Genomic DNA, 12,741 nt, shown 5'->3' on the forward strand with positions numbered 1-12,741 from the left:
CAATACGCTTTCGTAAAATAGTGGGTAAATTAAATTTTAAGGAACGGGGTCGTAACCGTTTCCTCCCCAAGGATTACAGCTAAATATTCTCTTTGTGGCCAGCCAACCTCCCTTAAAGAGGCCATGTTTTTTTAGTGCTTCTAAGGTATATTGTGAGCAGGTAGGGGAATATCTGCATGTCGCAGGTGTGTAGGGTGAAATGGCCAATTGATAAAATCTTACTAAAGCGATAAAAGCTGCTATCAAGATTTTTTTCATCTATAAAATAATGCGTTTTGGTTTTAGAAGTACACTCTAAGATACACTAAAAGTGGTTCCTTCTTTTCCGTCCTTTAATTGTATACCTAGGGAAGCCAATTGGTCTCTAATCTTGTCAGAGGTCACGAAATCCTTGTTTTCCCTTGCTTCTTTTCTCAATTGAATCAAGAGTGCCACCACACCTTCTAACTTTTCGGTTCCGGCATTAGAGCTGCTCTTACTTTCTAGCCCTAGTACATCAAAAACAAAACTGTGTAGGGTGTTCTGAAGCTCTTCTTTATCTTCTTTTGTTATCGATTCGTTACCTTCTTTGATAAGATTAATATGTTTTACAGCATCAAAAAGCTTGGCAATTAAAATTGGCGTATTAAAATCATCGTTCATGGCTGCATAGCAAGATGCTTTCCAAGAGACTACATCAAAATCGGTTGTCTTTCCCGTGGATAAGGATTTTAATGAACTTATGGCCTCCATAAGCTTGTTAAAGCCTTTTTCTGAGGCTAAGAGAGCGTCGTTACTAATATCTAAAATACTGGTGTAATGCGCCTGCATCATAAAAAAGCGCACCATGGAAGGGGAGAAGGCTTTACTCAAAATGTCATTCTCTCCAGAAAATATCTCACCCGGCAAGATACTGTTCCCAGTGGATTTTGCCATTTTTTTACCGTTTAAGGTGAGCATATTCGCATGCAGCCAATATTGCACGGGGGATTTTCCATTACTTGCTTCCGCTTGCGCAATCTCACATTCATGGTGTGGAAATTTTAAGTCCATTCCTCCTCCATGAATATCAAAGGTCTCTCCAAGATACTTGGTGCTCATTGCGGTACATTCTAGGTGCCAGCCGGGGAAACCATCGCCCCAAGGAGACGGCCATCTCATGATATGTTGCGGTTCCGCACGTTTCCATAAGGCAAAGTCTTGAGGACTCTTTTTCTCGTCTTGGGCGGCAAGTTCCCGTGTATTGGCTATCATGTCCTCCAACTTTCGTCCGCTTAACTTTCCGTAATCGTTGGTTTGGTTAAATTTGACCACATCAAAATAAACGGAGTTGTTAATTTCATAGGCATATCCCTTTGCGATGATATCCTTTATAATTTCGATTTGCTCTATGATATGGCCCGTGGCCGTAGGCTCTATGCTAGGTGGTAGAAAGTTGAACTTTTCCAAGATATTATGAAAGTCAACCGTATAGCGTTGTACCACTTCCATCGGCTCTAACTGCTCTAATCGTGCCTTTTTAGCTATCTTGTCTTCACCGTCTTCGGCATCGTCCACTAAATGACCGGCATCGGTAATATTACGTACATACCTTACTTTATATCCTAAATGACGGAAGTACCTGAAAATCATATCAAAAGACATAAAGGTGCGGCAATTACCAAGATGTACGTTGCTGTATACCGTTGGTCCACAAACATACATTCCAATATGCCCCTCGTTCAATGGACTGAAAATTTCTTTTTTGCCGGTAAGTGAATTATGTACTTTAATCGTCTGTTGTTCGTACAATTGCATTGTCGGAGAGGTAATTAAAAATCGGTTTCTAAATTGATGTAGTCCAAAAACTCCCTTCTCACGGCCTCATCTTTAAATTTGCCGCCATATTCCGCAGTAACCGTGCTACTCTCAATATCCCTTATTCCTCTTGAGTTTACACATAAATGTTTGGCGTCTATTACGCATGCAACGTCATCAGTGCCCAATACGTTCTGAAGTTCTCTTACAATTTGAATATTTAGACGCTCCTGTACTTGAGGTCTTTTGGCGAAATAATCCACTATTCTATTCATTTTTGAAAGTCCAACAACTGTTCCTTTGGAAATATAGGCTACATGTGCCCTACCAACAATAGGCAAAAGATGATGCTCACAGGTGGAGTAGAGTGTGATGTTCTTTTCCACCAACATTTCTCCATACTTGTACTTGTTGTCAAAAGTGGAAGATTTGGGTTTTCTATCCGGATGTAGACCACCAAAAATCTCCTTAACGAACATTTTTGCTACCCTATTGGGAGTTCCCTTTAGGCTGTCATCTTCTAAATCCAGACCTAGTGTGAGCATTATTTCTCTAACGCTCTCTTTTATTCTTCCAATTTTTTCTTCATCGGTTAAGACAAAGGCATCTTCACGTAATGGTGTTTCTTCTGATGTAGAGACATGATTATCTCCAAGCTGTTCAAAATGATCTTCCAATGTACCTTCTATTTTCATTTAAAATGAACTTTAACAGGCTTCAAAGATATACATTATATAGCACTTTATAACCATTTAAAGGTGTTACACAACATAAATTAGTGTTAAGGGAAGAGGCTTCATATTTTTAGTTTCCAAATCAGAAACGAATTTATGACACGCTTAAGCGTTGCTTTATTTTTTATATTTTTTGCTGCGACAAATCCTATCTTGGCCCAAGTGTCTCCAGATTGTAACAATGCCGTTCCTATTTGTAACAATACGCCCATAAATGGAGGGACTGATGGTTTTGGAATCGATGATTTCAATGGCGCTTCCGTAACGGGCTGTATCGTATTGGCAACCGGCCCTATAGAATCCAATTCTGCCTGGTACCGGTTTCGGACAGGTGAAAGTGGTCAGCTAGGCATAAATATCGGTTTCGATGTTTCCGAGGATTGGGATTTTGCCCTTTACCGTGCCGCTGATTGTGCAAATTTAGGTGAACCGGTAAGATGTAACTATTTTGATAATTCTGATGACAATACATTCATGGGATTCGGTGAAGACCCAACAGGAGTGGACAATTTTCAGTATGACGATTGGTTAGATGTCGCCGCTGGAGAGGACTATTATCTTTTCATCAATAATTTCAGTAATAACAACTCTGGTTTTTCCATTCAGTTTTCAGGTGATGTCTTTGTGGATTTCCCGAACACGGCTTTAGATTGTTCCATTATTAGTAATTTATTGGGCCCGCCTATTGCTGCCTGTGAAAACGATACTATTACACTAAATGCAACAACTATTGGTGCGATATCTTACGAGTGGTATTTAGATATTGGGAATGGTTATCAACAAATACCCGCGGAGAGTAGAGAAAACCTAAATGTGGCTGTATCCGGAATGTACCGTGTTTTGGTTGTGGTTCCTTCAGGGGAGAATATTATTAGTGAAGTACAAGTTTCTTTTTCGCCATCTCCTACTACGAACCCTCTTGGTGATGAGCTTATGTGCTTGGACGGAACTGCTTTTGATTTAAGCCAAAAAAACGGCGAAGCCTTGGGTAACCAAAGCGAAGATGAATTTAGAGTTAGTTATTATGGTTCCATTGCAGATGCTACTAATGGAACCAATATATTGGACAACGACTATATACCAACTGAACCCTCCCAAACCATATTTGTAAGAACTACCTCCATTGCAAATACCAATTGCTTCGATGTTTTAGAATCCTTTGAAATAAATACCGTTGCGGTACCGGAGTTAGATTTTCCCACTTCGGTTTTTATCTGTGAGGATACACCAGTAGCAACCGTAGGACAGAGAATTCCAAATCCAGATTACTCTTATTCATGGGATTCCGGTCAAGTGTCTTCTCAGATTACGGTAACCACAGAAGGCACGTATACGTTATCCGTTACCAATGTACAAGGAGCCGTTAGTTGTGTTGGCGTGCGATCGGTAACCGTAACCTTTTCTAGGCCTCCGGTAATTACGGATATTGACGTTGTATATGATGACGATAGCAATATGGTAACCGTATTTACTCAGGAAGACGGTGATTTTGAATATCAATTAGATGATAATAGCCCTCAAAGTGCTCCTGTTTTCAGGGATATCCTTCCAGGACTACATAGTATTACAGTGAGCGATAGAAACGGATGTGGAGCTGATACGCAGGAGATTGTTATTGTAGGCTTTCCAAAATTCTTTACACCAAATGGAGATGGAATTAACGATTTATGGACAGTTGGGGGTATGAACGTTCTAGATAATCCTGTGGTTCATATCTACGACAGGTTTGGGAAATTATTATTTCAAATGGACGAAAATAGTCCGGGTTGGAATGGTAATTCCAATGGAAAACTAATGCCGGCGTCAGATTATTGGTTCAAACTTTCTTATACCGATCAGGATGGGCAGTTGGCCACTGCAAAATTTATCAATAATCACTTTAGTATCAAACGCTAGGAGCGTTCGCATACAATAAAAGTGTATTTCATCGATTAAGTGCACAAAAATCCGATATAGGATACTAAACTGGGAGCAACATAGTTATTATATACGTTAGTATATGAAATAGCCCCACATTTTATGCGAATACTTTTTTGTGCTGCCTTTTGTTTTTTCCTTCAAGTATGGGAGACGAACGCTCAAAACTCACCGAATTGTAGAACAGCGATACCAGTGTGTGCGGACCAACCAATAATGGGTCTCGCCGATGGTGGTGGTGATATAGATGATTTTGACCCAGAGGTTATCACGCAGACTGGTTGCCTTGAAAAGGGTAGTGTTAGCTCTGCCAATATAGAAAACAACACATCGTGGTACGTCTTTAGGGCGGGCACTGGTGGTCAAGTGGGCTTTGATATAGAAGCCCTCCCTACCAATGGAGGAATGGGAACGCCCACAGCGGAGTGGGATTTTGCTGTCTATGGCCCATATGATGAAACAAGTGGACAAAACTTTTGTTCAATTATTGGTGATGGTACTTCTGAACCAATTCGCTGCAATTACGAAGTGAACAATACTAGTTTTACCGGGGTAGGGGTTAATCCCGAAAATGGTCAGGAAGGAGCTCCTTTCCTAGTTGGAAGTCAGAATACCTATGATGAGTGGTTAGAGGTAGAGCCAGGTGAAATCTATTATATCCTTATAAACAATTTCAATACTAATTTCGATGGTGACCCTGAGCCATACATGCTCACCTTTACTGGAAGTTCTGTTCAAGAAGACCAGAATACAGCTTTGGACTGTACCCTGAGAGATGAATTTTTAGGTTTGGATATCATAGCCTGTGAGGGAGACCCTGATATAACCTTGAGTGCTTTGAACTCTCCCGCTGGTTCGGATATTGCCAGTGTAGAATGGACAGTAGATTATGAAGACGATGGCACTGTTGACGATACCTTAACGGGTTCCGGTCCTTTCGGAGCTGAACTGGTGGTTTCCAGTCCAAATTCCGGACGTTATTTTGCGAGGATTACAACACTATCTGGTTCACCGCAATTTGTGGAAGACCAAGGAGGTATTTTAATAACCTTTTTCGGTATTCCTGTTTTAGACCGCGTGGAGATATTGGAGACGAACTTAGCCATAGACCCGGACATCAATAACGTTGAGATTATTGTAGATGGTGATGGTTCTTATGAATATTCACTCAATGGGGGTACCTTCCAGGATGACCCTATTTTCATGGATATCCCTCCGGGACTAAATACTATTATTATCAATGATAAAAACGGATGTGGTACTACAGTACCCATTGAATTCTTAGTCGTAGCCTATCCCAAGTTCTTTACTCCTAATGCGGACGGTATAAACGATTTATGGAATATTAGGGGTATAGAAACCTTGACAGATCCGGCGGTATTCGTTTTTGACCGCTATGGTAAACTAATAAAACAGCTAGGCCCCGTTGGTGGCTGGGATGGTACTTTTAACGGCAGACCAATGCCATCTACCGATTATTGGTTCCGGTTTGAATATGCGGAAGACGATGCGGGTATTGTCGTTGCCAAGACTAGGAAAACGCACTTTACTTTAAAACGATAAAAAAAGAAAGCCGCTATTTTGCGGCTTTCTTTTTATCTACAATTCTTTTTGTTAAAAGTTAAGCGTATAACTTAATGTAGCGTTGGTAAGTATTCTATTGATCATTATAGGCGTTGTAACACCCGTATCAAAAATACTTTCATTAATATCCTGTTCGGTTCTGTTAATTCCGAAATCCAATCTGCTGCCTCCAAAATTGTATCCGATACCCGCGGAGAATCCGGTTAAATCATCAATAGTATTTCCATTGGCGTAGGGGCTTTGCTCAAATCGATAACCGCCTCTTAAACTAATTTGTTTAATTCTATATTCACCACCTAACCTAAAGGTTGAAACAGCTGCAAGTTCATTGGAAATCTGTGCGTTAACAGTTTGAAAACTAACATCGTTCGTTGGTCTCAGCTCTGCCTGTGAAAAATCCTGATAACCATAGTCAAAACTCAATAACCCGTTTTTGCCAAAGATTATTGCCATGCTACCGGTTAGTTTGCTAGGTGTTTTAATTCTATATACATCAAAAAGGTTGATGATATTAAAATCTATAAAGCCAATATCATCATCCGCCAAGTCCGAGCTTATGCGTTGCGAAAAATCATCCGTTAAACGATACCAAATAGGTGACTGATAGCTACCGCCTAATCTTACATAGTCGTTTAGCTTTGCAATTGCTCCAACACTGAAAGAAAATCCGTTACCTTCCGTCCGAAGGAAATTGTCAAAAGTTGTATTCTGTATTTCAGAGTCGGCATCATAACCACGCTCCCTTAGTTGGTCCAGCCTGTCATAAAATATACTATGGAAGTTTAAGGAACCGCCGATGTACAGGATGTCCCTGTATTGGGATGCTGCATTTAGTGTAAATTTACTATTATACCCGGCCGTTGTTCTAGAGAACTGTTGGTTTACACTGGAATACGTGGCATTACTCACATAATCCGTAGTGCTGTCATCATCACCAACGGGGTCGATTAAACGGCCATAGTACCCAAGAAAAGCTTGTTGGCTAGCGAAACCCTGATTTGCGCCAATATCCAGATAAGCGTCTTCTATAAATTCACCCTCTTGCAAAAGAATGGAATTGAACGGTATCCCTTGGGCGAAATTCAGAAAGTAGTTGTCAACACCTTCCGTACTTTGTCCGGAGGCAAGGATTCTATTTTCGAAATTTTGAGTTACATCGTAATTAAAGGCTAGTGTGAATTTTTTCCAATCAGCGTCATCATCCAAGGTCTTGAAAACAAACGCTCCTCCAATTTGGTTCAAATCCGTGTCATTGAAAGAGGTATTGTTCAGTGTTCCAAAATAGCTGGCATCGTTATCTCTGGAATAGTAGGAACCCGACAGTGTTATTAAACTATTGTTGAAAACCGCAGACCCCGCCGGATTTATATTCAATGATGATAAATCTCCACCGAGAGCTCCAAAAGCACCGCCCATGGCTTGGAACCTTGCCGTACCCTGAAGGTTTTCATTAGAATACCTAAGCACGTCATTTATGTTCTGAGCACTACCAATAAAGCATAGGGATAATGCTACAAAAGTCAAATACTTTTTCATGTACTATTTTTTAATTAAAGAAAATCGGAAAATATTATTGTCTTCTACCGCCACCTCTACTGCTACTTGACCTAGATCCAGACGATCTTGAACCGCCTCCAGAAGTTCTATAGCTGCCAGAGCTTCTAGAGCTGCTACCAGAACTTCTGTAGCTACCACCGCTAGAACTCCTAGAGCTGCTTCTGCCAGAACTGTAGCTTCTACTTCTAGAGCTACTACTTCTTCCAGAACTGTAGCCACTACTTCTTGAACTTGTTCCCGATCTGCGATATGTAGATGTTCTTGGCGTCGTCATCCTACTGGTTCTAGCACTAGACCTTGAAGCAGAAGTACCACTTCTGTATCCACTGGTTCTCGGACTCGTACTGCTGTACGATCTTCCACTCCTTGATGAACTGTTGTATCTAGGAGTTGCCCTGGTGCTTCTACTGGTCCTATACGCCCTGTTCTGATCTACGCCTACCGTTCTTCTTGAAGTAGTATTACCTCTGTAACTCCTGTTGATTATGGCGCTTCTTGTTCTTGCACTTGAAGAGCGTGTACCCGTACTTCTGTATCTTGGAGAATTACCTCTCCTTGTGTTCGCGTTAGACCTCCCTCTAAGCGACGTAGCTATGCCGCTGTTGTTTACAGTATTCCTATTGTAATATCCTCTTCGAGAATTGTTGAAAGCAAAGTTCTGTCCCCTGAAATTTCTGCCGTTCCAAGCCCAGTTGTTGTAGCCCCATCCAAAGCCGCCGCCCCAGCCCCAGTTGTTCCACCCAAGACCGTAGCCGCCCCAGCCCCAATTGTTCCAGCCAAAACCGCCTCCCCAGCCAAAGTTGTTCCAACGGTTCCATCTCCAAGGATTGTTCCAGCCCCATCCAAAGCCACCACCCCATCCGAAGCCACCGCCCCAGAGAAAAGGGTCGTTCCAGCCCCATCCAAAACCGTTATTCCATCCATTATTGTGAAAATTGATACTTACATTGGTAGCGTTATCTCCCCATCCTCCAAAACCTTGGTAGTCGTTACTATTATTGTAATAATCTACTAATTGGTCCTGATTGACATCTTCGTCGATACCATTAATAGCGTATGAATCAACATCAGTAAAGATTTCACTATCCAATATTTCATCATATTGATTGGCTTTTTGTTCAAAATAATCAGAGTAGGTATTAGACTCCTCTTGCTGTCTCTGGGTATATCCTTGTCGCGGTTGCCGTTCCGTAACACTTGGTGTGTCACTGGAATAGATTCCATCGTTGTCATAATAAGACGCTTGCTGATAAGAACCACAGGAAACGAACAGCGCTGCTAAAATTGCAATCGCTGAAATGTTGCGCAATTTGTTGAGGGGTAGAGAATATATCATCAGTCTAAAATTAATTGTTGAACATATTAAAAATAACTAGTTTTACCGAATTATTTTTCTTCAATAAATACAAGTTTTGTGCCAAACTACTTAAAATGGGTAAAAATTTAACGAGCAGAAGCGAAGATTATTCTAAATGGTACAACGAACTCGTTGTGAAGGCGGATTTGGCGGAAAACTCTGGCGTAAGAGGCTGCATGGTCATAAAGCCTTATGGTTTTGCCATATGGGAAAAAATGCAAGCAGGTTTGGATAAGATGTTCAAAGAGACGGGTCATGAAAACGCCTATTTCCCTCTTTTTATTCCAAAATCGTACCTGAGTAAGGAAGCAAGTCATGTAGAAGGTTTTGCCAAGGAATGTGCCGTAGTAACGCACTATAGATTAAAAAACGCTGAAGACGGTAGCGGTATCATAGTAGATCCCGATGCGAAACTCGAAGAGGAGTTGATCGTAAGGCCTACGTCGGAAACCATCATATGGGATACCTACAGAAAATGGATTCAGTCCTATAGGGATTTACCATTACTAATAAATCAGTGGGCCAATGTAGTGCGTTGGGAGATGCGTACACGTCTTTTTCTTAGAACCGCAGAATTTTTGTGGCAAGAAGGGCATACTGCCCACGCTACGGAAAAAGAAGCTTTGGAAGAGGCGGAACAGATGATGAATGTGTATGCCGATTTTGCTGAAAACCATATGGCCGTTCCCGTTATTAAAGGGGTGAAAACGGAAAGTGAACGTTTTGCAGGTGCTATTGAAACGTATTGTATTGAGGCATTAATGCAAGATGGTAAAGCCCTGCAAGCAGGAACTTCCCACTTTTTGGGTCAAAACTTTGCAAAGGCTTTTGATGTGAAATTTGCAAACAAGGAAGGGCAGAAAGAATATGTTTGGGCTACATCTTGGGGAGTTTCTACAAGATTGATGGGGGCTTTAGTGATGACGCATAGTGATGATAATGGTCTAGTGCTACCGCCAAAACTTGCACCAATTCAAGTGGTAATCGTCCCAATATATAAAGGGCTTGAACAGTTGGACGAAATATCCGAAAAAGTACAGCCTTTGGTAAAAGAACTAAGGAAAAATGGGATAACCGTGAAGTATGATAATAGGGATACGCATAAACCTGGTTTTAAATTTAATGAATATGAACTTAAAGGTGTTCCCGTGAGATTGGCCATTGGAAAAAGAGACATGGAGAACGGTACGTATGAGGTGGCTCGGAGAGATACTTTGGAAAAAGAAACCGTGCCTGTAGAAGAAGTAGTTGCAAAAATTGAGTTTTTGTTAGAAGACATTCAGAAGAATATCTACACAAAGGCATTTAACTATAGAAAAGAGCACATTACTTTAGTTGAAACCTATGATGAATTCAAAGATGTTATAGAAAATAAAGGTGGTTTTGTCTCGGCGCATTGGGACGGAACTTCTGAAACGGAAGAACTGATTAAGAACCAAACAAAGGCTACGATTAGGTGTATTCCTATTGATGCAAAAGAAGAGGCTGGTACCTGCATGGTCACAGGAAAACCTTCTACAAAAAGAGTGCTATTTGCTAAGGCTTATTAAAAGATTTTAAAAAATAATATCAAGGAGTTGTGGTAGTAAAAAATAATTGTATTTTTGCATCCGCAATTGTATAACGCAATGGCCCGTTCGTCTAGGGGTTAGGACGCCAGGTTTTCATCCTGGTAACAGGGGTTCGATTCCCCTACGGGCTACAAGGTTTAATGAATAGTTTTTAAGTTAAGAAATCGTTTTTGATTCTTAACGTTTATTGGGCCCGTTCGTCTAGGGGTTAGGACGCCAGGTTTTCATCCTGGTAACAGGGGTTCGATTCCCCTACGGGCTACTTAATTTAATGGAAGAAATTCCATGGAAAATATAACAAGTTAAAAGATGGCAAATCATAAGTCGGCATTAAAAAGGATAAGAAGAAACGAAGCGGTACGTTTACGTAACAGGTATCAGCACAAAACAACCCGTAACGCAATTAAGAAATTGCGTTCTGAAGAAAACAAAAAAGACGCAGAAGCTCTTTTTCCAAGTGTTGTTAGTATGATCGACCGTTTAGCAAAACGCAATATCATTCATGATAACAAAGCTGCCAATTTAAAAAGTAAATTAGCCAAGCACGTAGCTGCGCTTTAAAAATTTATAATTTAATACAAGAAGCCTTCTTTTTTAAAGAGGGCTTTTTTTGTTCTAGGAGTTTCACACTCTTATCCTCCGCTGAACACAGCCATGTTTTTATTCGATAATTCATTAGCGTGAGATTTCATAAGGTTTGTTTCTTTTGACTTTGAGAAATCCAATCACAAAACAAGCATAAAAAATTGCGATGGAGAGGTAGTGAAACCTTGCTAATTTTAAATGGTTGTATAGTTCATATTCAAAACTGATGATATACATGGTAATAGGATAAAAAAGATGAAAGAAAATAATTCCAATACTTATCCAAAATAATAGGTTGCTGGATTTTAGGACCATGCTGTCTTTTTTTAGTTGTAGTAGGTATATCAAAGCAGAACTAGCAGTAAAAAAAGAACCAATGATTATGGCATAATTCTGAGGATCAACATAAAAATTCTGAACGAAGAGATTAACAATGCTCACAACTAAGAAAACTACTATACCAAGTTTCAAAAACTTTTTGCTTTTGGTCGTAATAAGGACTTTGTGATAAATTGATAGAAAATATAAGTAGAAGATAATATCGAATACATTAAAAATAAGTGTATTGTAATAGCTATATTCTTCTTTATAGACAATTTGTATTTCATCAAAATTCCTAACCATAAAACCTAAAACTTCAGATAATACGGTATAGGCAATAAGTATGGGTAAGTACTTTAAAGCGGTGTCGTAATACTTCCTATACCGTACTATTGAAAGTAGAAGCGCAGCAAAATAGAGTAAAAAGTAATAGTTATGGTATATGAGGTCTAGCATGGACTATATCTAATTTACTGATTTTTTGGTGGTGGTACACCGGTCCCCCTATTCATCGTTAGGCTTGTTCCGCCCTGTAAACTATATGTTGGCAAGGCGGTAGTAGATTCTGAATTTGGTATGAGTGAGGCGTAAGCTTTGGTTTCGGTATTTTCAGTTGTACCAAATCCTTTTATCTCTCCAAAACTATTGTTCAAAGGAACTACTTCTGCACCCCTTGCACCTTGTGCAATATAAAAGAGATAATCTCGTTTACCATCGTTATAGGTTGGAGAAATAAGTATAGAATTCTGTCTTGGATGTTTTATGGAATCCTTAGTTCCGGGAAAAAAGGTTTCATCTGGATAATTGGAAAAATAGAATCGCAAGGTGGAAATTTCAACATCAGCTTTTTTGGCCTCCTGCTCAATAAATGCTAAGTAATGCTTTATGGTCTTATAGTCATAATAGACAAATCTTCCTACATCAAACGGTTTTTCTTTTTCAGTGCTCTCCACTTGTAAATTCTTTTGAATTCTATTAATGGAGTCCTCGTACCTTTGAATAAGCGGAACGCGTCTTTCACTATAGGGGTCATAGGCTTTTCTTGCGTCAGGTATTTGAACAATTTGTATCGGTGCAAGAACTTCAATTTCTTCTTTCTGTTCTTTAGGTTTTACTTCTCCACAACTTATGAGGTTTAGGACCAATGCGATAACAAGTACGTTGAGTAAGGTTCTTGATTTTTTCATTTTGTAATGAGTTTTAAAGATTAGCATGCTTTATAAGAAAATACTGCTATAGATTGGGGGAAGAATCTTTAACGCATTAAAGATATTAAATTACGGATAGTGTGCTTCATCCTATAAAAGAAATCGACGGAACCCTTTATTTCTAAATAAGA

General features: G+C 39.9%; 11 protein-coding genes and 2 tRNA genes. 6 read left to right on the top strand and 7 right to left on the bottom strand.

Annotation, left to right across the window (positions count from 1 at the left end; genetic code table 11):
* Positions 1-36 precede the first annotated feature (36 nt).
* From yidD to folE, 3 genes are read right to left on the bottom strand one after another with little or no spacing between them, the layout of a single operon-like run.
* Positions 37-258, bottom strand: coding sequence for a membrane protein insertion efficiency factor YidD (yidD, locus tag BFP77_RS04115; RefSeq protein ID WP_099572800.1), 222 nt, complete (start codon positions 256-258; stop codon positions 37-39).
* A gap of 36 nt (positions 259-294) precedes the next feature.
* Positions 295-1,776 (bottom strand): cysteine--tRNA ligase, encoded by a 1,482-nt coding sequence (gene cysS, locus BFP77_RS04120; RefSeq protein ID WP_099572801.1) that lies wholly within the window; start codon positions 1,774-1,776, stop codon positions 295-297.
* 14 nt (positions 1,777-1,790) lie between these two features.
* Positions 1,791-2,471: a GTP cyclohydrolase I FolE gene (folE, locus tag BFP77_RS04125; RefSeq protein WP_099572802.1), complete on the bottom strand. Its 681-nt coding sequence runs from the start codon at positions 2,469-2,471 to the stop codon at positions 1,791-1,793.
* Between the two features lie 135 nt (positions 2,472-2,606).
* Between folE and BFP77_RS04130 the strand changes: the two genes are divergently transcribed.
* A complete protein-coding gene (locus BFP77_RS04130) occupies positions 2,607-4,406 on the top strand; it encodes a T9SS type B sorting domain-containing protein (protein WP_099572803.1) in 1,800 nt (599 codons plus the stop codon).
* A gap of 123 nt (positions 4,407-4,529) precedes the next feature.
* Positions 4,530-5,990 (top strand): T9SS type B sorting domain-containing protein, encoded by a 1,461-nt coding sequence (locus tag BFP77_RS04135; RefSeq protein WP_099572804.1) that lies wholly within the window; start codon positions 4,530-4,532, stop codon positions 5,988-5,990.
* Between the two features lie 51 nt (positions 5,991-6,041).
* Here BFP77_RS04135 and BFP77_RS04140 read toward each other — a convergent pair whose 3' ends face one another.
* Complete coding sequence (locus BFP77_RS04140) at positions 6,042-7,547, bottom strand: OmpP1/FadL family transporter (protein ID WP_099572805.1); 1,506 nt, start codon at positions 7,545-7,547, stop codon at positions 6,042-6,044.
* Between the two features lie 34 nt (positions 7,548-7,581).
* A complete protein-coding gene (locus tag BFP77_RS04145) occupies positions 7,582-8,904 on the bottom strand; it encodes a hypothetical protein (RefSeq protein ID WP_257212856.1) in 1,323 nt (440 codons plus the stop codon).
* A 95-nt stretch (positions 8,905-8,999) separates the two neighbouring features.
* Here BFP77_RS04145 and proS point away from each other — a divergent pair, with 95 nt between their 5' ends.
* From proS to rpsT, 4 genes are all read left to right on the top strand, one after another.
* Positions 9,000-10,475, top strand: a complete 1,476-nt coding sequence (proS, locus tag BFP77_RS04150; RefSeq protein WP_099572806.1) for a proline--tRNA ligase — start codon at positions 9,000-9,002, stop codon at positions 10,473-10,475.
* Between the two features lie 80 nt (positions 10,476-10,555).
* Positions 10,556-10,627, top strand: a tRNA-Glu gene (locus BFP77_RS04155).
* A 59-nt stretch (positions 10,628-10,686) separates the two neighbouring features.
* Positions 10,687-10,758 (top strand) — tRNA-Glu (locus tag BFP77_RS04160).
* Between the two features lie 47 nt (positions 10,759-10,805).
* On the top strand, positions 10,806-11,057 hold the full coding sequence (rpsT, locus tag BFP77_RS04165) for a 30S ribosomal protein S20 (RefSeq protein WP_099572807.1): 252 nt from the start codon (positions 10,806-10,808) through the stop codon (positions 11,055-11,057).
* A 114-nt stretch (positions 11,058-11,171) separates the two neighbouring features.
* On the opposite strand, the gene BFP77_RS04170 is transcribed toward rpsT, so the two are convergent.
* Both BFP77_RS04170 and BFP77_RS04175 read right to left on the bottom strand, forming a co-directional pair.
* Positions 11,172-11,858 (bottom strand): hypothetical protein, encoded by a 687-nt coding sequence (locus BFP77_RS04170; protein ID WP_099572808.1) that lies wholly within the window; start codon positions 11,856-11,858, stop codon positions 11,172-11,174.
* A gap of 14 nt (positions 11,859-11,872) precedes the next feature.
* A complete protein-coding gene (locus BFP77_RS04175) occupies positions 11,873-12,589 on the bottom strand; it encodes a hypothetical protein (RefSeq protein WP_099572809.1) in 717 nt (238 codons plus the stop codon).
* Positions 12,590-12,741 lie beyond the last annotated feature (152 nt).

It is taken from the genome of Maribacter sp. 4U21, assembly GCF_002742365.1.
Taxonomy (GTDB): Bacteria; Bacteroidota; Bacteroidia; order Flavobacteriales; family Flavobacteriaceae; genus Maribacter.